At 70.6% G+C, this 19,619-nt stretch carries 19 protein-coding genes; 8 read left to right on the top strand and 11 right to left on the bottom strand.

The window, feature by feature from the left end; genetic code table 11:
* Positions 1 to 22: 22 nt before the first annotated feature.
* Positions 23 to 1,237 (top strand): MFS transporter, encoded by a 1,215-nt coding sequence (locus tag ACFWEE_RS25380; protein ID WP_386892407.1) that lies wholly within the window; start codon positions 23 to 25, stop codon positions 1,235 to 1,237.
* A gap of 431 nt (positions 1,238 to 1,668) precedes the next feature.
* Here ACFWEE_RS25380 and ACFWEE_RS25375 read toward each other — a convergent pair whose 3' ends face one another.
* Positions 1,669 to 2,376, bottom strand: coding sequence for a ScbR family autoregulator-binding transcription factor (locus ACFWEE_RS25375; RefSeq protein WP_386892405.1), 708 nt, complete (start codon positions 2,374 to 2,376; stop codon positions 1,669 to 1,671).
* A gap of 151 nt (positions 2,377 to 2,527) precedes the next feature.
* Between ACFWEE_RS25375 and ACFWEE_RS25370 the strand changes: the two genes are divergently transcribed.
* Both ACFWEE_RS25370 and ACFWEE_RS25365 read left to right on the top strand, forming a co-directional pair.
* On the top strand, positions 2,528 to 3,577 hold the full coding sequence (locus ACFWEE_RS25370) for a ScbA/BarX family gamma-butyrolactone biosynthesis protein (protein ID WP_386892403.1): 1,050 nt from the start codon (positions 2,528 to 2,530) through the stop codon (positions 3,575 to 3,577).
* Complete coding sequence (locus ACFWEE_RS25365; RefSeq protein WP_386892402.1) at positions 3,574 to 4,512, top strand: NAD(P)H-binding protein; 939 nt, start codon at positions 3,574 to 3,576, stop codon at positions 4,510 to 4,512. Before ACFWEE_RS25370 ends, ACFWEE_RS25365 begins: the two co-directional genes overlap by 4 nt.
* Before the next feature lie 249 nt (positions 4,513 to 4,761).
* On the opposite strand, the gene ACFWEE_RS25360 is transcribed toward ACFWEE_RS25365, so the two are convergent.
* Both ACFWEE_RS25360 and ACFWEE_RS25355 read right to left on the bottom strand, forming a co-directional pair.
* Complete coding sequence (locus tag ACFWEE_RS25360) at positions 4,762 to 6,009, bottom strand: cytochrome P450 (protein WP_386892400.1); 1,248 nt, start codon at positions 6,007 to 6,009, stop codon at positions 4,762 to 4,764.
* Between the two features lie 432 nt (positions 6,010 to 6,441).
* Positions 6,442 to 7,095, bottom strand: a complete 654-nt coding sequence (locus ACFWEE_RS25355) for a winged helix-turn-helix domain-containing protein (RefSeq protein ID WP_386892398.1) — start codon at positions 7,093 to 7,095, stop codon at positions 6,442 to 6,444.
* A gap of 439 nt (positions 7,096 to 7,534) precedes the next feature.
* On the opposite strand from ACFWEE_RS25355, the gene ACFWEE_RS25350 reads away from it, so the two are divergent.
* Entirely contained in the window at positions 7,535 to 8,206 is a 672-nt protein-coding gene (locus ACFWEE_RS25350) for a ScbR family autoregulator-binding transcription factor (protein WP_386892397.1), read from the top strand.
* Between the two features lie 322 nt (positions 8,207 to 8,528).
* Here the strand turns inward: ACFWEE_RS25350 and ACFWEE_RS25345 are convergent, their stop codons facing one another.
* The 4 genes from ACFWEE_RS25345 to ACFWEE_RS25330 form a co-directional block, all read right to left on the bottom strand.
* Positions 8,529 to 8,777 carry a hypothetical protein gene (locus tag ACFWEE_RS25345; protein WP_386892396.1) on the bottom strand — a complete coding sequence of 83 codons (249 nt, stop codon included), beginning with the start codon at positions 8,775 to 8,777 and terminating at the stop codon, positions 8,529 to 8,531.
* A gap of 72 nt (positions 8,778 to 8,849) precedes the next feature.
* The gene (locus ACFWEE_RS25340; protein ID WP_386892395.1) at positions 8,850 to 9,059 is read right to left on the bottom strand and encodes a DUF3140 domain-containing protein; all 210 of its coding nucleotides are present in this window, start codon (positions 9,057 to 9,059) and stop codon (positions 8,850 to 8,852) included.
* Positions 9,056 to 9,292, bottom strand: a complete 237-nt coding sequence (locus tag ACFWEE_RS25335) for a DUF2945 domain-containing protein (RefSeq protein ID WP_386892394.1) — start codon at positions 9,290 to 9,292, stop codon at positions 9,056 to 9,058. The genes ACFWEE_RS25340 and ACFWEE_RS25335 overlap by 4 nt, the downstream gene beginning before the upstream one ends.
* Before the next feature lie 118 nt (positions 9,293 to 9,410).
* A complete protein-coding gene (locus ACFWEE_RS25330) occupies positions 9,411 to 9,851 on the bottom strand; it encodes an ATP-binding protein (protein ID WP_386892393.1) in 441 nt (146 codons plus the stop codon).
* Positions 9,852 to 10,070: 219 nt separating this feature from the next.
* On the opposite strand from ACFWEE_RS25330, the gene ACFWEE_RS25325 reads away from it, so the two are divergent.
* The gene (locus ACFWEE_RS25325; protein ID WP_386892391.1) at positions 10,071 to 10,571 is read left to right on the top strand and encodes a hypothetical protein; all 501 of its coding nucleotides are present in this window, start codon (positions 10,071 to 10,073) and stop codon (positions 10,569 to 10,571) included.
* 95 nt (positions 10,572 to 10,666) lie between these two features.
* On the opposite strand, the gene ACFWEE_RS25320 is transcribed toward ACFWEE_RS25325, so the two are convergent.
* The 4 genes from ACFWEE_RS25320 to ACFWEE_RS25305 form a co-directional block, all read right to left on the bottom strand.
* Complete coding sequence (locus ACFWEE_RS25320) at positions 10,667 to 12,640, bottom strand: glycogen debranching N-terminal domain-containing protein (protein ID WP_386892389.1); 1,974 nt, start codon at positions 12,638 to 12,640, stop codon at positions 10,667 to 10,669.
* The gene (locus tag ACFWEE_RS25315; protein ID WP_386892387.1) at positions 12,637 to 14,040 is read right to left on the bottom strand and encodes a trehalase family glycosidase; all 1,404 of its coding nucleotides are present in this window, start codon (positions 14,038 to 14,040) and stop codon (positions 12,637 to 12,639) included. Before ACFWEE_RS25315 ends, ACFWEE_RS25320 begins: the two co-directional genes overlap by 4 nt.
* Complete coding sequence (locus ACFWEE_RS25310) at positions 14,037 to 14,849, bottom strand: sugar phosphate isomerase/epimerase family protein (protein ID WP_386892386.1); 813 nt, start codon at positions 14,847 to 14,849, stop codon at positions 14,037 to 14,039. The genes ACFWEE_RS25315 and ACFWEE_RS25310 overlap by 4 nt, the downstream gene beginning before the upstream one ends.
* Before the next feature lie 177 nt (positions 14,850 to 15,026).
* A complete protein-coding gene (locus ACFWEE_RS25305; RefSeq protein WP_386892384.1) occupies positions 15,027 to 16,073 on the bottom strand; it encodes a zinc-binding alcohol dehydrogenase in 1,047 nt (348 codons plus the stop codon).
* A 135-nt stretch (positions 16,074 to 16,208) separates the two neighbouring features.
* Here ACFWEE_RS25305 and ACFWEE_RS25300 point away from each other — a divergent pair, with 135 nt between their 5' ends.
* The 3 genes from ACFWEE_RS25300 to ACFWEE_RS25290 all read left to right on the top strand — a co-directional run bounded on the left by ACFWEE_RS25300 (position 16,209) and on the right by ACFWEE_RS25290 (position 19,572).
* Positions 16,209 to 17,612: an ABC transporter substrate-binding protein gene (locus ACFWEE_RS25300; protein WP_386892382.1), complete on the top strand. Its 1,404-nt coding sequence runs from the start codon at positions 16,209 to 16,211 to the stop codon at positions 17,610 to 17,612.
* 35 nt (positions 17,613 to 17,647) lie between these two features.
* On the top strand, positions 17,648 to 18,628 hold the full coding sequence (locus ACFWEE_RS25295; RefSeq protein ID WP_327177461.1) for a sugar ABC transporter permease: 981 nt from the start codon (positions 17,648 to 17,650) through the stop codon (positions 18,626 to 18,628).
* 77 nt (positions 18,629 to 18,705) lie between these two features.
* Positions 18,706 to 19,572 (top strand): carbohydrate ABC transporter permease, encoded by an 867-nt coding sequence (locus tag ACFWEE_RS25290; RefSeq protein WP_386892448.1) that lies wholly within the window; start codon positions 18,706 to 18,708, stop codon positions 19,570 to 19,572.
* Positions 19,573 to 19,619 lie beyond the last annotated feature (47 nt).

Below are 19,619 nucleotides of genomic sequence, written 5' to 3'. Positions count from 1 at the left end.
GTGAAGGTTTGAGGATACATTCATGTCAGCTTCTCAAACAGAGCTCCGCGGCACGTCCGTGCCCGCGGAGAGTCGCAAGCTCCCCATGTCCCCGCTCCTGGCCCTGTCGACGGCCGCCTTCATGGGGATCCTGACGGAGGCCCTTCCCGCCGGGGTGCTCCCCGAAATGGCCCGGGACCTCTCGGTCAGCGAGTCCGCGATGGGCCAGTCCCTCACCATCTACGCGATCGCCACCGGCGTCTCGGCCATCCCCCTGTCCGTCACCACGGCAGCCTGGGCCCGCAAGAAGCTGCTGCTCCTGGCGGTCATGGCCTTCGCCATCGCCAACACGGTCACGGCACTGTCGTCCAGCTACCCCCTGACGATGGTGTTCCGCCTGATCGCGGGCGTCGCCGCGGCGGCCGTCTGGGCCGAACTCGTCGGCTACGCGCGGCGGCTGGCTCCGCCCCATCTGCAGGGCAGGGCCATCGCCATCACCATGGCCGGCGTCCCGCTCGCCCTGTCGCTCGGCATCCCGCTGGGCACCTTCCTCGGCGGCCTGTTCGGCTGGCGGATGACCTTCGGCCTGGTGACCCTGATCTCCGTGGCCCTGCTGGGCTGGATCCTCGCCTCGGTCCCCGACGCCCCCGGCAAGCGGCCGGAAGCCCGTGAGCCGATCCTGAAGGCGCTGGCGCTTCCCGGCGTCGCGGCGGTGCTGTTCGTGGTCGCGGCCTACGTGCTCGCCCACAACATCCTGTACACGTACATCGCCACCTTCCTCGACGAGAACGACATGGGCGACTCCCGTGACGTGGTGCTGCTCGTCTTCGGCATCGCCTCCGTGGTGAGCATCCTGATCACCGGTGCCCTGGTGGACCGCAGGCTGCGCCATCTGACGGTCATCAGCAGCGCCCTGTTCCTCACCGCCGCGGTCCTCCTGGCCCTGCTGGCCGGCAACATCGTCGTGGTCTACGGCGCGATGGTGCTCTGGGGCCTGGGCTGGGGCGGTGTCACAACCCTCCTCCAGACCGCCGTCACCGACGCGGGAGGCGAACGGGGGCAGGCCCTGCTGGTCACCACGTGGAACTCCTTCATGGCCGGCGGCGGAGCCGTGGGCGGCCTCCTCCTGAACGGTATCGGCCCCGACTCCTTCGCCTGGAGCGTCCTGGCACTCATGGCGCCCGTGCTGATCGTGGTGGTCCTGGCCCGCAAGCACGCGTTCCCCGCGAAGCGGCCGGACATGGTCGACGCGGCCTAGCCAGGGCGTGTGGATCACCCCGGCCCGCCCGTACCACCGAACACCGCGAGACGGTGCGGGTCGGGTGTGATCGCGAGATCTTCCAGACACTCCCGGTTCGTCTTTTCGAAGTCCCCGGCGACGGGGAGGGCCCGGCACGCCCGTCCCCCCACGGCGGACGATGCCCCCGCCCGACCGGGCGGGACACGCCCTGACCCGGTGTCCGGACTCCGACGACCGGCTCCCGCCCCGAGCGGGGGAAGACTCCGTGCCCCGCAGAAGAGCTCTTCTGCGGGGCACGGAGTTTTCCACGTGGCCACGGCCCGGGGCGCCGGGTCGACCGCGGGCGGCCGGCGGCCGGTGCGCGGCGGCGAATGATTCCTCCCGGTACGCCGACGGACGCGGGCCTGCGGGCACGGGAGCCTCCTCCGGCGGCGGGATCTGCCGCTCCGTCATGCCGCGTCGGGCGTCGAGCCCTCCCCGGCGACGGGCGGTGCGCCCGCCGCCGCGGCGGTCGCCCGGGCCTCGGCCTCGGCGATGAGGTGAGCGCCGCGCTCGGCGCGCAGGTCGAGCTTGCCCAGGACCGGGGGGATGGCGATGCTGGGCATCACGTGGTGCAGCAGCACGGAGATCCGCTGCGGCAGGTCCGCGTACCCCGCCAGGAGCTGTGACATGTGCTGGAGGCCCGCGAAGGAGCCGACGAACAGCTCGGCGGTGGCGGCGACGTCGACGTGCGCGAGCAGTTCCCCCCGCCGCCCGGCCTCCTGGAGGATCGCGAGGTTGGCCTCCGTCCAGGTACGGAACGCGCTGCTCCGGTCGAGCTCGGCGGCTTGCTGGTCCAGGCTGAGACGGACGCTGGCGCGCACGAGGCGGTCCGTGTGGAGCCGTTCGGCGAGCACCAGGCCCGAGTCCACTATCTCCTGCAGCTTCACGTTCTGCGGCAGGAGTGCGTCCACGGCGCCGCGCTGCTGCTCGTCGAGGATGGTGTGGGCAAGCTCCTCCTTGCCGCTGAAGTGGAAGTACACGGCTCCCTTCGTCATGCCGGCCGCGGCGGCGATCTCACTGACGGTCGTCGCCCGGTAGCCCTCCCGTTCGAAGACCTCCGCCGCCGCCTCCAGCACACGGCGCCGGGTACGTACTGATCGATCCTGTTTAGCCACGTTGCTCCCTGCGGGTACTGCCGAGGCATTTTTAAAGACTGAACCGTATGAATTTAACAGCCCACACACCGCCAAGGCCCGCAGAAGGCCCCGCACCAGCCGACGACGTGCGCCGGTGACGGGCAAAAGCGGCCGAAAAGCCCCGTACGGAATGGCCTTCACCTGCACTTGTGCCGAAGAATCCGGAGGAGAGCTGGCCACTTTCCAGGGGCCATTGCAAAACATACTCCGGCGTACGTATCTTGTCGGCGCGGACTGCGTGGGGCAGTTCGCCACATACGTAGGAGAGTGCAGCGTGTCGGACACGTATGCCCTGGTAGAGGGCGCGAGATCCGGGGTGCCGATGGAACTCGTCCACCGGGCGAGACCGCAGGACGTCGTACCCACGGGATGGGAACGCAGAGCGGAGAACCGGTTTCTGGTGAGCGGAAGGTGGCCCGAGGACCACGCCTTCTTCGCGCCGGCGGACGGCCTGCACGACGCCCTGCTGCTGGTGGAGTCCATGCGGCAGAGCACGATACTGATCGGTCACGGCGCCTACGGCGTGCCGCTGGACCATCACTTCCTGATGTGGGCGCTGGACTTCACCTGCGACCCGGCTCACCTGCGCGCCACCGGCAGTCACGAGGTGGAGATCGAGGTCTCCCTCTCCGGGACGACGTGGCGGGCGGGACGCCTCTCCTCGATGGACAGCCGCGTCACGGTCCGCAGGGAGGGCCAGACGGCCGGCGTCGGCGTCAGCAGCATCAGGATCATGAACCCGCGGACCTACGCGCGGCTGCGCGGCGGGCGGACGGATGCCGCGGGGATGCTCCCTCCCGAGTCCGGCGTCCCCCCGCACACCGTGGGACGGACCCGGCCCGAGGACGTGCTCCTGGCCCCCGCCTCCCGGAGCGGCCAGTGGCGGCTGCGCGTGGACACGGGGCACACCACCCTGTACCAGGGCGCCAAGGACCACATCCCGGGGATGGTGCTGATCGAGGCGGCCAGACAGGCGGCGTACACCTTAATGGGCCCGGCGGCGTTCCACCCCGCCGCAGCGACCAACTCCTTCGGCCGCTACGCCGAGTTCGGCGAGCCGATATGGATCGAGGCGCACTCCGGACAGCGGAGGAACACGGTCGTGGTCACCGGGCGCCAGGAAGGCGAGGAAGTCTTCAGGTCCTCGGTGACCGCCCCCGAGGGCGGAGCGGTCCGTTGATCCTCGTCACCGGCGCCACCGGCGTCACCGGCGCCCTCGTGGCCCGCCGGCTGGCCACGCACCGGGTGCCTGTACGCCTGATGGCCAGGGACCCCCGCCGGATCGACGCGGACATTCCGCGGACCGAGACCGTCACGGCCGACTACGCCGACCCCCTCTCCCTCAGGCGCGCGCTGCGCGGGGTGCACGCGGCGTTCCTCGTGACGAACCATCCGACCGCCCCGCACGACGCGCACTTCCTCAGGGCGGCGACCGTTGAAGGCGTCGGGCACGTGGTGAAGCTGTCCGCCGCGGCGGTGGACGACGACATCGACGACTTCCTCACCCGACGCCAGCGTGAGATCGAGGAGTTGGTACGCGGTGCCGCGCTCTCCTGGACGGTGCTGAGGCCCCGGGCCTTCATGTCGAACACACTGGCCTGGGCGGCCGGCCTGCGCGCGGAAGGGACGGTCGACGCCCTGTACGGGGACGCCCCGAACACCCCGGTCGATCCGCGTGACGTCGCCTCGGTCGCGGTACGCGCACTGACCCGGCCGGAACACCGGGGCAAGACCTACACCCTGGTAGGGCCCGAGGCCCTGACGGCCAGGCAGCAGACCGGAATTCTGGGCGCGCTGCTCGGTACACCGGTGATCTTCCGGGAACGGACCAGGCAGGAAGAGGCGGCGGTACTCGCCCGGCGCCACCCGCCCCACGTGGTGGGGGCGCTGCTCCAGCGGGCCGATCTCCAGGCAGCGGGGAAGAAGCGGCGAACCGGCGACGACCTGGAGCAGCTGACGGGACACCGTCCGCGCTCGTACCACGACTGGGCGTCGGACCACCTGCACCACTTCGGCGGCGACCGGGACAGCGGGTCAAAACCGGACCGCGCGAGCGAGCGGCCCACCACCGCACACCCGCCCGCCCCCAACAGCGGGGCAGCCCACCTCAATTGACGGCTCCCCCCATTTTCGTCAGGCGAGCCGTGCCGGACACATGGGACCTCATGCACGACCTGTACAACCTCAGCTTTGTCATGTACCGCGTAGATCGGGCGCGTCCGCGGCCATCCCTGCGGCACCGCCCACCTCCCCGTGCGCCCTCCACCCCCGTGGAGGGCGCACCGCCGTTTGCGCGCGGACGGGGCCCCGCGGAGCGCGGATCCCGTCCGGACCGTCGGCGACCGGCCCGGACGGGCGCGAGACTCAGGCGTGGAGCAGTACGGGGAGCCGGAGGTGACCGTTCGAGATGAACGACGGCAGCGGCGCCAGGGGTTTCTCCGGCTCCGCGAGCCGCATGTCGGGGAACCGTCGGAAGAGAGCTTCGAGGGCGACGGCGGCCTCCATCCTGGCCAGTGGGGCCCCCAGGCAGTGGTGCACCCCGTGGCCGAAGGTGAGGTGGGTCCGGCGCGTGGCCCGGGTCACGTCGAACGCGTCCGCGTTCTGACCGTGGACCTCGGGGTCGCGTCCCGCTCCCGCCGGAGAGACGAGGATCGCGTCCCCGGCGGCGATCACCACACCGCCCACCTCGATGTCCTCGACCGCGTACCGCAAAGGGACGTGGAAACCGGGAGGATCGCACCGCAGGGTCTCCTCGACGACGTCGCCCCAGGTCGCGACGGAGTCACGGACCAGCGCGAGCTGTTCGGGTTGCCGCAACAGATGGTGCACGGCGTGGTCGAGGAGGTTCACCGTCGTCTCGTAGCCCGCGGAAATGATGAGCAGGACGGTGTCCACCAGCTCCTCCTGGGTGAGCCCTCCCTCCACCTCCTCGTCGCGCGCGGCGATCAGGCAGGTGATCAGGTCCTCGCCCGGCGTGGCCCGCCGTAAGTCGACCAGAGCGTTCAGCGCCGCGTAGAGCTCGCCGACGTTCTGCTCCACGGTCCCGGGCGCCCCGTCCGTGAGAAAGGTGAGGCCGATCGTGTCCTGGAGCCGGCGGCGCGCCTCCTCCGGAATGCCGAGCAGGTCGCAGATGACCTGCACGGGCAGAACAGCGGCGAAATGTTCCCTCAAATCCACCGCCTCGCCTTCCGGGGCGGCGGCGAGTTTCTCCAGCAGCAGGCCGGTGAACTCCTCGACCCGCGGTTTGAGTTCACCGATCCTCCGCGCGGTGAACGCCTTCGCGGTGAGCTTCCTCAGACGCTTGTGATCCTCGCCGTACGCGGTGATCATGCTGCGCACCGAGACCCAGAGGGAAAGAGGCCAGCCGGCTGGGACGTCGCCGTTGATCCAGACCGGCCAGTGCTGTTCCGCGTCCTTCGAGACCCGTGGGTCCGCCATCAACTGCTTGATCTCCTGATGGCCCGTGATCGACCAGACCACGATGCCGCCGGGCAGCACGACCGGAGCGACCGGGCCGTCCCGGCGTATGCGCGCGATCTCCGCGTGCGGATCCGCACCGAGGGCGTCGATCCGGACGAGACCGGGGGAAATGACTGCGGACTGGGCTTTCACCGGTGACCCTGCTCTCCGTAGGAGGACGACAAAGCGAAAATGGCCTCCGCCCCGCCCATTCTCACGGGAGAGCGCCGACCATGTACCAGGGCACAGCAGACTCCATTTGTCGACCACCGTCAACAGGGCCCGCATTCCACCCGGCATTACTCGAGGAACAAAGCAGGTAAGGCCATTTCAAGCAGAAGAGCGAATGGCCGGAACCCCCTTCCTCCCACGCAATGGAGAACGCTCCCGCACGGCAGCAGCGCACGGGAAACAACGCCTCGATCCCGCGCCTTCACCCTCCCCGCACCGCTCCCGGGTGCGTCAGGTGCGCCAGACCGGGGCCCGGCGTCACCGCGCACCCCCCGCAAAGAGGTCAGCAGTTCGACCGGCACCCGGCCCGAGGGGGAAGACCGCGGGAGCGGCCGGCCCGTCGCGCCTGCGCCTTCAGCGGGGTCCGATCTGGAACCCGACCCCGCGGACGGTGAGGATCCAGTCACCCGACCCCAGCTTGTTCCGCAGGCTGCATACGTGGGTGTCCAGCGTGCGCCGGGACCAGGAACCGGCCCAGATTTCCTGCATCAACAGCTTCCGGGGCACCACGTCCCCCCGATGCGCGGCAAGGAGATGGAGGAGGTCGAACTCCTTCGGGGTCAGGTCGAGCGGCTGACCCCCCAGGGTCGCCCTGCGCCTCTCCGCATCGATCCGGAGCCCGCCGCACGCCGTGACACGACCGCCCGGCCCGCCGGGAAGAGGAGCATGCGGCTTGAAGCGCCGCATGACCGCTTCCATACGCGCCATCAATTCCTGCAGTCCGTAGGGCTTCGCCAGGTAGTCGTCGGCGCCGGCACGAAGACCGAGCACCCGGTCCAGTTCACTGTCGCGCGAGGTCACCGCGATCACCGGGATGTCATCCACCTGACGAATGCTCCGGCAGACCTCCAGACCGTCCAGATCCGGGAGGTCCAGATCCAGGAGGATCAGATCGGCCTCCCCGTAAGCGCGCAGAGCGGCCGTCCCGGTCACAGCCCCGGCGGCCCGGTGTCCATGACGGCGCAGGGCCCGCATGAGCGGGTCCGCCTGCGCGGGATCGCTCTCCACCACCAGGACACGCCAGCCCCTGGCCTCCTCGGCGCCCCGCACCGGCGGCGACTCCGCGTTCGGAACCGCCGGAGCACCAATCGGGCCTCTACCTATGTCGCCCCATCCTCCAGGCGCGTCGGGAACACGGCTTGCAAGTAGGCCTGTGGTGCCAGCCATGGCTTCATTTCCCCTCATATGGATCCCCACGCAACCCGTCAGCCAATTATAAGACGCCGGAGAATGTTTTTGTCAACGGCCTGCACTCGAACGAAAAGGTACGTTTTGCACGCCTATCACCTCAGGAGAAGTGCACATTCCCCCCTTTCATCTCATAACCACTTCCAGCCAGCATGGCAAGAAAGCCGACACAAATGGCATATAAGGCGCATAGGGCCCGGCGGACTGGCATCAAATGATTCTTCTTAGTACTGATGTCTCCATGTTGTCGTCACCATCGATGGATGATCTCGAGCAGCCGCACACCCGCCGCGCCGGAAAGGGGAGACAGGAACGCTCCATCCGCACCCGTGAAGCCCTCGTGCGCGCCGCAGCCGAACAGTTCGAAAGGAACGGCTACGAACGGACGCGCCTCAGCGAAGTGACCAGCGCCGCGGGCGTGACCAGCGGAGCTCTCCACTTCCACTTCCCCAACAAGCAGGACCTGGCCGACGCCGTCGAGGAGACAGCCCTCCGCCACCTCTACCGAGCAGTCGAAAAGGACCGTCCCACGGACACCAGCGCCCTGCAGACACTGATCGACGCGTCCCACGCCCTCGCCCGCACACTCCACCACGACGTGGTCACCCGAGCCGGCCTACGACTCAACAGCGAGGCCACCAACCGCACCTGCCTCAACCTCCACCACATCTGGCAGACCTACATCCAGCACACCCTCACCCGCGCCGCCGCCCAGGGAGCCCTCGCACAACACACCACTCCCTGGGAACTCGCCCAGACCATCACCGCAACAACCATCGGCCACGAAGCCCTCGCCCGAACCAACAAGAACTGGCTCACCCACCACGCCATCACCAACCTCTGGCACCACCTCCTGCACGGCAGCGTCACACCGACCGCCCTCACTCAACTCCAGTTCAACGGCACCCGTCCCACCAACGACCAGCCCTGACCGAGCAGTCCCCTCCGCGCGAGCGGAGAGGACGCGCTTGCACAAAGGGAAAGGAGCCTGCCACTGGCTGCGCAGCGACCTTCCTCGACTGGCTGGTGCCGCGAGACGGCCGATGACGGAGTTCGCAGAGCAGGTACGCACGGCGAACCCAGTTCCGAGAGGGGCCTGTTGGGCGGTGCGAGGAAGCCGGCCAGTCGAAGGGCGGCAGGATCTTCAGGTGAGCGGAGGCTCAGCGGAAGAGGCCGGTGCTCCCGTCACGAAGTCCGCTCCGCGCGCGTGAACCCGGCGGACACACGGCCGGCACCGCCGGCTGAAACAGGCTCTATGCGTCGACCCAGCCGCTGAGGGTGTCGCAGGTGTACCACACCTCCTCCATGAGGCGGGTGGCCTCGACGACGAGTACGCCGTAGGGCCGACTGGGGTCGGACAGCGGAAGGTTGCGTGTGTCGGCCTCGACGACGACCTCGCGGCATCGGTCCTCGGTCTCCCCGGCCAGCCGGGCGAGCCTCTCGGTCTGCTGCGGCAGCGTCGCATCGTCGAGGTTGCTCAGCGAGAGGGCCGTCCGCGACACCGCTTCCAGGAAGTCCGCGTACCTGACCAGAAGCGGCTGGTAGACGTATTCGGCCTTTTGGGCGGCATCGGCTCACGCGGGGACGTCGGCTCGTCGACGGACGGCGACACCACGGCAGGCTTGCCCGGAGCCGGTCGACTCGCCGCCCCCGCCGCCCTTCTGGCCCGCCTCCCGCGCGGTTTCCGTACCGAGCCACCTCTCCGACTCGGCGGCGGACATGTTGACGGCATCGCCGAAGGGGTCGAGCACGCTCTGCCGGTCCTCGCCGCCGCCGGTGCTCACGAGCCGCCGCTGCCTCTCCTGCGCAACGATTCCGGGCGGTGCACCGCGGATTTGCCCGTCTTCTCGCTCCGGACCTCGTACTGAGGTCGCTCCTCGGAGGCCTCCACGGTGCGGCCGGCCGCCTCGGTACGCTGGTCGATCCTGCGCTTCACGGTGCCTTCCACGTCCTGGCCGTGGCTCTTCCAGCTGACGTCGTCACCCTTGGAGAGCTTCTTGTCCTTCTTCCTGGCCACGTGAGCGAACCCTTTCTCCCGCAACTCTTGGGGGCGACGTCCGTTCGCATGCCGCCGCCTCCAGGATCGGCGCTTCCCGGCGGCCCCGCACGCCGGGCAGGAACCGGGCCGCCGTGCCTCAGCTGGGCTCTCCGCCGTGGCGAGGCTTCGGAGCGCCCGGAGGTACGAAGCACGCGGTGACGGTCTTGCCGGACGCCTGCGGGTGGGTGGTCCAGCCGTCGGCGAGTGCGTCGACCAGCACCATCCCCCGCCCTCCGGGCGTCGTGAGGTCTTCCGCCTTCTTGGCCGGGGGAAGAGGGTCGGAGTCGTGCACACTCACATGCAGGCAGTGGCTGTCCCACGTCAGGACAAGTTGGGCGTCACTGTGTGCGTGCACGTGCGCGTTGGTCACGAGTTCGGAAACACTGAGCAGGATCGCGTCCACCGTCTCGGGCGCTTCCCTGGTCCATTGCAGGGACCGAAGCCGCTCTCGTGTCCATTGACGGCCAGCTCGCACGCCGTGCGACACCGGAAAAGTCTGGGCCCATCCCACCGCGCGCAGCGAAGTGTCGTTCGCCATTGCTCCTCCCTCGTCCGGTCTTCACTCCCCGTCTACCCGACCGTCGGGTCATCACCGCCCGCGGCTCCCCTCCTTCGCGCACACCGTGGGCACGGGCCCGACGCTTTCCGCCACACCCTCGCGCTGGTACCGGCCGATCCGGGCCGTCGCTTCCCGGGGCCGTAGAGATTCCGGGTCCGCTCGTCGTAGCGGGCGCCGGGCGCCGACCGGAGCAGCCTCGTGGCGATCGTCCTCTACCTGGTTCTCCCGCAGCAGTTGCTGGTCGCCCCCCGATTCGTACTGCCCGGCCTCGAACTGCTGCTTCTCGTTCCCCTGGTGGCGATCAACCCGCGACGTCCGACCCGGCAGACCCGGACGTTCCGTGTGCTGTCCTTGACTCTCGTGCTCGTGATCGCGGCGAGCAACATGACCGCACTGGGCATCCTCGTCCACGAACTGATCCACGCCGGGGTGAAGGACGGGCCCGCGCTGCTCACGGCGGCCCTGCAGGTGTGGCTGACGAACATCATCGTGTTCGGGCTGGCCTTCTGGGAACTGGACCGCGGTGGCCCGGTCACCCGGACCCAGGCGCCCCGGGACGAACTGCCCCTGGCGGACTTCCGGTTCTCCCAGGACGAGAACGACGACGCGATCCAGGAGGTCGCCGACGGCGCGAGCGGTACCTCGGACTGGGTGCCCACCTGGGCCCGCTGGAGGACCTGTGCCCCATGTGCCGGGTGATGCCCAGCGGGGCGTCCCGCGCGGGGCCGGTGGCCTGAGCGCACGAAGGGGGTGGTCGTCTCGGCCGCCCCCTTCGTGCGCTCTCGCCCGTACCGCTACTTCGCGGCCGTCTCCCGGAGCGCCGTGAGGATCGCCAGCGGGGTCGCCGCCGCCCACGCCTGCGGGGAGCAGGAGTGCGGGTACGGGACGGGGCGCGGGTGGTCGGCGCGGCCGTAGCCGGCCATCACCTCGGGCAGCCGGTCGCCGTGGTGGCCTGCCGCGTCCAGCAGACCGCGTGCGAGTGCACGGACCTCGTCGGCCAGACCCGCGCGGGCGAGGCCGAGGACGATGACCGCGTTGTCGTGCGGCCAGGCGGTGCCCCGGTGGTAGGAGAGCGGGTGGTAGCCCGGCTGCCCGGCCGCGAGGGTGCGGATCGCCCAGCCGGAGAAGAAGTCGGGCTCCAGCAGCCGCCGGCCGACCCGGCGGGCGTGCTCCTCGTCGAGGATGCCCGACCAGAGGAGGTGTCCCGCGTCGGAGGCGAGCGAGTCGACCTGCCGGCCCTTCCCGTCCAGCGCGAGCGCCGGGAAGCCGGGGCCGGTCATCCAGAAGTCCCGCCGGAAGCGCTCCCGCAAGTCCTGTGCCGAAGCGTCCAGTTCGTCGGCCCAGGCGCCGTCGCCCCATACGGTGCGGGCGAGCCGGGCGGTACGGACCAGGGCGTCGTACGCGTACCCCTGCGCCTCCGCGACCGCGATCGGGCCTTCGGCCTGGGTGCCGTCGAGGAAGCAGATCGCGCCCTCGGAGTCCTTCCAGTTCTGGTTGACGAGGCCGCCCGGGTCCGGGGTGTAGACGAGGTAGCCACGCTCGGAGAGGCCGCCGTCCCGGAACATCCACGCGACCGCCGCCCGCGCCTGCGGTTCGAGGCGCGCGGCGAGAGCGGTGTCGCCGGTGGCGAGGGCGTGGGCGTCCAGCAGGGTCAGGAAGAGCGGGGTCGCGTCCACCGAACCGTAGTAACGGCCGTACGGGACCTGGCGGAACGCGGCCAGTTCGCCGTGCCGGATCTCGTGCACGATCCGTCCCGGCTGTTCGCCCCGGAACGCGTCGTACTCCGTGCCCTGGGTCGCCGCGAGCGCGGCGAGGGTGGCCGCCGCCGGCTCGGGGCGGTAGGGGAGCGCGAAGTGCGAGGTGAGCAGGGCGTCCCGGCCGAAGAGTGTCAGGAACCACGGCACCCCCGCCCCCGGGACCCGCAGCGCCTCGCCGTCCGGCCCGAGTGCCGGGACCCGCAGCGCCGCCAGGTCGCGGAGCCCGCGCGCACAGGCCTTTGCGAGCCCGTCCGGAGCACCGGCGGGCAGCGGGAGCGAGGCCTGCGGACGCGTGAGGCCGGTGAACTCGTGAGTGTCCAGTGCCTGTTCGGCCGCGACGGCGTCCGGGGTCGCCAACGGACCGGTCGCCGGGGCCCCGTGCGGCTGCGCCGCCACGGTCAGCAGCAGTTCGACGGCGCCCTGCGCGGGCACCTCCAGCCGCCACCGGAGCAGTCGGGCGGTCGACTCGCCCTCCAGATCGGCGACTTCGGCGGGTGCGGGGTCGGCGGCCACCGTCGTACGCGACAGCCAGTCCGCGCCGCGCTCGTACGCGAAGACGACTCCGTTCGGGGTGGGGGTCGCGGTGCGCCGCGCTCCCGTCTTGTCGTACCGGCGGTTGTCCGAGCGCAGTTCGAACTGGTCGGCGAAGTCGGCGTCCACGGTGAGGCCGAGGACGGCGGAGACCGGTGCGTCCCGGTTGCTGACCAGCCGGATGCGCTCGGTCAAGTAGCCGTCACCGAGTGCCTGTTCACGAAAGACCGTGTAGGCGGCCGGCTCGTCACGGGTGCCGGGCGGGGTCAGTACGCACTCCGCGCCCGCCTCCCCGGCGAGCGGGACGAGCACACCGGGAGCCGTGCCGTCCACGGTCAGCGTCCAGCGGCTCAGGTGGCGGGCGTCCCGGCGGAAGAGGCCGTCCGGGGAGGTGCCCCGGCGGCCGGTGATCCCGCCGTCCGCGCCGAGCACGGCGAACGTACCGGCGCGGACCAGGGTGAGTTCTGCGCTCGTGCTCACGCGTTCACCCCCACCGTCGTGTCCGGCCGCTGCCCGAGAACCCCGGCGTCCGCGCCCGGATCCGCAGCCAGCAGGTCCAGGGTGAGTGCGGCGGTCCAGCCGAAGTCGCGGGTGCCGCGGGCGTGCCCGGTGAAGGGGTCGACGTACTCCGCGAAGCCGCTCTCCCCGGCCGCTGCCAGCATCGCCGCGCGCAGCCGGTCGGCCGCGCGGGTCCGCCCGTACTGCCGCAGCCCGCGCTCCACCAGCCAGCTGGTGTTGAACCAGGCGGGTCCGCGCCAGTAGCGGGACGGGTCGAAGGCGGTGCCGGTGAAGTCGTACGACGGGACCATCGGGACCTCGCCGAGCCGGAAGGCGGAGCCTTCGGCCGTCCCGACCAGCGCGTCGACGATCTCCGGCGGGAGGCCGGGGACGATCAACGGGATCAGTCCGGCGACGCTCTTCTCGGGGATGAGCTCGCCGCTCACCAGGTCGCGGCTCAGGAACAGGCCGGCCTCCGGCGACCAGAGCCGCTCGACCAGGGCTTCGGTGAGGCGGGCCGCGCGCCGTTCGTGCGGGGCCGGGTCGGCGCCCGTCTCGGCGGCGATGCGGGCGAGCGCGCGCTCCGAGACGATCAGCAGCGCGTTGACGCAGGGGTCCTCGACGGCGAACGCGTGCTCGGCGCCCGCGTCGGCGTAACCGCCGTCGCGGTAGTCGGTGGCCAGGCGCACGTACCGCCCGTAGTCCAGGTCGGTGGGCCGCTCGGAGGGCTGGCCGTGGTCGAGGTCGGCGCGCCGGTACGAGCCCCGGGCGGCCGGTTCCACGCGTCCCAGCGGGGCGTCCCAGCAGGGGCTGTTGTCCATGCCCGGCTCCCACGGGTGGACCATCGCGGCGAGTCCGCCGCCGCCCAGGTCCCGGGGGCCCGTGAGGTAGTCGTGCCAGGCGGCGAGGCGCCCGTACACCCGGGGCAGGAAACCGCGCCGGCGGGAGTCCGCCGGGTCGGCGAGGTGCACCAGCCAGGCGGCCAGCGCGTGCACCGGGGGCTGCACGATCCCGGAGGTCTCCGTACCCGCGGGGGCACCGGCCGCCGCTCCCGCGCTCGACGAGCGCCAGAAGTCGGGGCTCGGGAAGTACGCGTCGTGCGGGACCGCCGGGTTGAAGACGATGTGCGGGACCCGGCCGTCCGCCCACTGCGCGTGCAGCAGGGTTTCCAGCTCGCGCTGGGCCCGGCGCACCGAGAGGTGGCGCAGACCGATCGCGATGAACGCGGAGTCCCAGCTCCACTGGTGCGGGTAGAGGCCCCGGGACGGAACGGTCGAGGCGCCCATCCAGTTGGTGAGGAGGACGCGGGCCGCGCCGCGCCCGAGAGCCTCGGCGGGGTCGCCGGCGGCGGTCGCCGGGGGACCGACGAGAAGGGAGGTCACGCGCCCGACCTCCGCAGGAACGCCGGGATGGAGCGGACGGCCTCGACCGGGTCGCCGGTCAGGCGGCACTCGGCGGCGAGGTAGCCGTCGAAGCCGATGGTGTGCAGCGCGCCGATCCAGGCCGGCCAGTCCAGGTGGCCGGCGCCCGGCTGGAACCGGTTGGAGTCGCTGACCTGGGCGTGGCCGATGTACGGGGCGGCGGCGAGGATGGCGGCCGACGGGTCGCTCTCCTCGATGTTCATGTGGTAGCTGTCGATGCCGATCTTCACCGAGTCCAGGCCCACCGTGCTCAGCAGGTCCACGGCTTGGTCCAGCCGGTTGACCATGTGGTCCTCGTACCGGTTGAGCGGTTCCAGGAAGAGGGTGACGCCCTCCGCGCGGGCGTGTTCGCCGAGCTCGGTCAGGCCCGCGAGGAGCACCTCGCGGTCCTCCTCCTCGGAGCGCGGCGGCTCGAACGGGGGCAGCCGGCGCGAGAACATCCCGTACGACGCCGGGGTCTGCACGCCCAGCGCGCCGATCTCGGCCGCGACGCTGAGCTGCGACTTCATCTGCTCCAGGGCGTCCTTGCGCAGGCCTTCGTCGAAGGCGGCGAAGAAGTGCAGCATCTCGACGCAGACCGTCGGCATGACGACGCCGTCGGCCAGCGCCCGCTTCAGCTCGGGCAGGCGGTCGCGGAAGTGGAAGTCGCCCCGCGAGCGCAGCTCGACGGCGTCGAACCCGGCGTCCTGGGCGAACGCCCATTTCTCCTGGAGCGTGTCACCGGGGAGCAGCTGCTCCTGGCAGGCGGTCTTCAGCGCGGTCTTCAGCATGGAGGGGCCTTTCGGCGCTGCCGGGCAGCGCGCGGAGGAGTGGCGAGGCGGTGGTGCGGGGCCCGGTACGGGGACGAGCTCGGGGCGTGCGTCGGAACACGGCCTGGCCGTCCCGCGTACCGGGCGTGGGCCGGGCGGCCGAGTCGTGCCCGCACCGGGTGTGGGCCGGGGAGCGGCTCAGAACTCCAGGACGACCTGGAGGGCGTCGGCCGGACGCTCGTCCAGCAGGACGTAGGCGTCGGCGGCTTCGGCCACCGGGACAACGTGGCTGACCAGGGACTTCACGTCGACCAGCCCCTCGGCGACCAGGGAGAGGAAGGTCTGCTGGAGCCGCTCGACGGTCCACCGGCCGGCCAGCTGCGGGGGCACCCCGCCGATCTGCGAGCAGATGAGCTGGACGCGGTTGTGGTGGAACTCGTCGCCGAGCCGCAGCCCGGCACCGTCGCCCTGGTAGAAGCCGGAGGCCACCACACGGCCGCCCACGGTCACCGAGCGCAGGGCCTCGTGGAGTGCCGGGTAGACGCCGCTGATCTCGATGGCGACGTCGGCGCCCTGGCCGCCGGTGGCCTCGCGGACGCGCTCGGCGACGCTGTCGGTGCGGGCGTTCAGGGTGCGGCGGGCACCGTAGACGCGGGCGGTGTCGAGCCGGCCGTCGAGGGCGTCGACGGCGGTGACGCGGGCGCCGTTGAGCTGGGCGAGGCGGGTGGTGAGCAGGCCGATGACGCCCTGCCCGAAGACGGCGACCTCTTCGCCGAGGTGGATGTCGGCGGCGAGTACCGCGTTGTACGCGATGGCGCCGACCCGGGCGAAGGCGCCCGCCAGCGGCTCCAGTCCGGCCGGGAGGGTGTGGCCGACCATGCGCTCGGCGGGCACGATGCCCTCGCTGCGGTGGCCCCAGATGCCCCAGACCAGGTCGCCCACGACCGGCATGCCGGGGACGTCGACGAGTTCGGATGAGACCTCCGTCACCTCGCCGACCTCGGAGTACCCCCAGCCGGCGACCGGGTACTCGATGCCCGCGGCGCCGTCGCGGAAGAGCCGCGCCTCGGCGTCCCAGGTCCGCGTCAGGTACGGGTTGGTGCCCCGGTAGGCGGTGAGCTCGGTGCCCGCGGAGATGCCGGAGTAGCGCGTACGGACCCGGAGGTGGCCCGCCGGCAGGGCGGCGCTCTCGTGCTCGGCGACTTCTACCTGGCGGGGGCCGGTGAACTGGACGACGCGTTCCACGGGGGTCTCCGGGGGTGCTGGGAAGGGAACTGCTGCTGACTTAGGTCGAAGATATCTCAGAGTTATGTCTTGTCAACAAGCAAAAGTGATGCTGAGATGCGTCATGAAAGTGCGTAAGTGGCGTGAGGACACAGCATGGTGATGAAGACCCGACGGTCGAAGGCGGCCCTGTTCGGACTCGCCGCGACCCTGGGCGCCGGCCTGCTCGCGGGCTGCTCCGGCAGCACCGGTGCCGAGAAGCCGGACAACCGGATCACGGTGTGGTCGCAGGAGAACCTGGCGCCGCGCATGGCGGCGACCAAGAAGGTGGTCGGCCGCTTCGAGAAGGAGACGGGGATCAAGGTCGACCTGGTCGGCGTGGACGAGGCCCAGCTGCCGCAGCTGATCATGTCCGCAGCAGCCGCGGGCGACCTCCCCGACGTCATCGGCGCGGTCCCCATGGGCCAGGTCTGGCAGATGTACGGCAGCGGCCTGCTCAACACGGAGGTCGCCGGGAAGGTCGTCCAGGACCTGGACGCCGGGACCTTCAACGCCAACGCCCTCTCCCTCACCGAGGACGCCGGAACCACCCTCGCCGTCCCCTCCGACGCTTGGCTGCAGCTCCTCGTCTACCGCAAGGACCTCTTCGCCAAGGCCGGGCTCGGCGCACCGGACACCTACGCGAGCGCGATCGAGGCGGCCAAGACGCTCGACAAGGGCTCCACCGACGGCATCTCGCTGGCCACCGATCCTTCGGACGCCTTCACCCAGCAGAGCTTCGAGGACCTCGCCCTCGCCAACGGCTGCCAGCTCGTCGACGACGACGGCACCCCCGCCCTCGACTCCCCCGCCTGCCGCACCGCCTTCGCCGCCTACGACGAACTGGGCGGAAAGCACGGCGCCCCCGGCACCCAGACCGTGGACTCCACCCGGGCCACCTACTTCTCCGGCAAGTCCTCCATGATGGTCTGGTCCTCGTTCCTCCTGGACGAGCTGGCCGGCCTGCGCTCCGACGCGCTGCCCAGCTGCGCCGCGTGCAAGGACGACCCCGGGTTCCTCGCCCGCAACACGGGAATCGTCACCTCCCTCCAGGGTCCCGACGGCAAGGAACCCGCCCAGTTCGGCGAGATCACCTCCTGGGCGGTCACCAAGACCGCCGAGACCGGCGCCTCCGCCACGTTCATCGAGTACATGATGGACAAGGGGTACGAGGACTGGTTCGGCATGGCCCCCGAGGGCAAGATCCCGGTCCGCACCGGCACCGCCACCGACCCCGGTGCCTTCCAGAAGGCCTGGCGCGCCAGCGTCATGGGGGTCGACAAGCGCGAGTCCATGCAGAAGGCCTACCCCTCCGAACTCCTCGACCGCCTCGTCTCCGGAGTCGGCGACATGAAGCGGTGGGGCCTCGCCCAGGGCCAGGGCGCCCTCGTCGGCGCCACCAACGGCGAACTGCCCGTCGCCAAGGCCATCGGAGCGATGACCAGCGGCCAGTCCTCACCCGACGAGGCAGCCGAGGAAGCCAACGACGAAGTGGCAGCCCTCCAGAAGTCCCTCCAGTAGCCCCACGGCCGCTCTCCCCCCGAGGTAACCGACCCATGAGTACGAAAACCAGCGGCGCGACGGTGCGCCGCGGCAGCCCACGGACCACCAGCAGCCGGGAGAACCGCGCGGGCCTCGCCTTCGTGACCCCGACCTTCCTGGTCGTCCTGGTCGTGGTGATCCTGCCGATCCTGTGGACCGTGCTGCTCGCCTTCCAGAACGCCAAGCTCGTCGACATCCAGGAGAACGGCCTCTTCGGCCACTGGACCCTGGACAACTTCCAGCAGGTCTTCGGGTCGCCCGGCTTCTGGAGCAGCCTCGGCACCACGCTGCTCTACACGGTCGGCGCCACCGCCGGCTCCATCGTGCTCGGGCTGGTCGCCGCCCTCGCCCTGCGCAAGCCGTTCCGGGGCCGCGGCATCCTGCGCGCCTCGATGCTTCTGCCGTACGTCGCACCGGTCGTCGCCGTCTCCTTCGTCTGGGAGGTGGCCCTCAGCCCGCAGTACGGCATCGTCAACGAGTGGGGAAGCAAGCTCCTCGGATGGGACGACCCCATCGCCTTCCTCTCCACCCGCTCCTACGAAGTCAGCCTGCTCGGGGCCCACTTCGACATACCGCTGGCGCTGCTCACGGTCATCGCCTTCGAGTCCTGGCGCTACTTCCCGTTCGCCTTCCTCTTCATGCTCGCCCGCCTCCAGGCGGTCCCGGACAGCCTGGAGGAGGCCGCCACGGTCGACGGCGCCACCATCTCGCAGCGCTTCCGCCACATCCTGCTGCCGCAGATGATGCCCGTCATCGCCCTGCTGTCCGTCCTGCGCTTCATCATGACGTTCAACAAGTTCGACGACATCTACCTGCTCACAGGCGGCGGTTCGGGCACGGACGTCGTCGCGGTCCGCGTGTACGACTTCCTCACCTCCCGCTTCGACGTCGGCGCTGCCTCCGCCCAGGCACTGATCCTCGCCCTCGTCCTCATGGTCCTGCTGGGCCTCTACTTCATGTTCTTCGGCAAGAAGGTCCAGGAGGAGTCGGCATGACCCACGCCCCGTCCGTGACACGGCCGCAGCCCACCCGGCCCACCGGCGCCGCCACCCCCGCCCCGCGCCGGGCGCGCATGAGCCGCGCCCAGTTCGAGGACCGGTTCTTCGGCATCGCCCGCTGGGTCGTGATCGCCTTCCTCGCCGTGATCACGATCGTGCCCTTCTACTACATGCTGCTGCTGTCGGTGAAGCCCATCGACTCGCTCCTGGTGGACCCCGGAAACCTCTGGGTCTCCTCGAAGGACTTCACCCTCGACACCTACCGCAGCGTCCTGAAGTCCACCGAGGACGGCGGCCAGGGCTTCCTCGGGATGCTCGGCAACTCCGCCCTGGTGGCCCTCGCCACCGTCGCCCTGACCCTGGCCGCCGCCGTCCCCGGCGCGTACGCCGTCAGCCGCCTCAAGTTCTTCGGCAGCCGGCACGTCAGCGCCCTGTTCCTGGCCGTCTACCTCTTCCCGGCCACCCTGCTCGCCGTCCCGCTCTTCGTGATGTTCGCGAAGATGGGGCTCTCCGGCAGCCTCGTCGGACTCGCCATCGTCTACATCGCGCAGACGGTCCCGGTCTCGATCTACATGATGAAGAACTACTTCGTCACCATCCCGTTCTCCGTCGAGGAAGCCGCCGCCATCGACGGCGCCTCCCGCCTCCAGACCGTGCGCAAGGTGATCCTGCCGCTCGCCCTGCCCACCCTGATGGCGACCGGGCTCTACGTTTTCATGATCGCCTGGAACGAGTTCCTCTTCGCGCTCCTCTTCCTCGCCGCCGACCCGGACAAGTGGACGGTCTCCCTCGGCCTCCAGCAGCTCGCCAACGGCATCGAGGTCTCCAAGACGGTCCTGATGGCCGGTTCGGTCATCCTCACCATCCCCGTGGTAATCCTTTTCTTCGCCTCCGAGCGGCTCCTCACCGAGGGACTGACCAGCGGCGCGGACAAGGGCTGACAACCTGACACCGAGCGGATCCGGCTGACGCCGGGTCACTGGTGGCC

The sequence above is a fragment of the Streptomyces sp. NPDC060184 genome (assembly GCF_042728795.1).
In the GTDB taxonomy this organism is placed as follows: domain Bacteria; phylum Actinomycetota; class Actinomycetes; order Streptomycetales; family Streptomycetaceae; genus Streptomyces.
The sequence above is the reverse complement of the archived record's forward strand: the minus strand, read 5'-3'. Positions and strand labels throughout refer to the sequence as shown.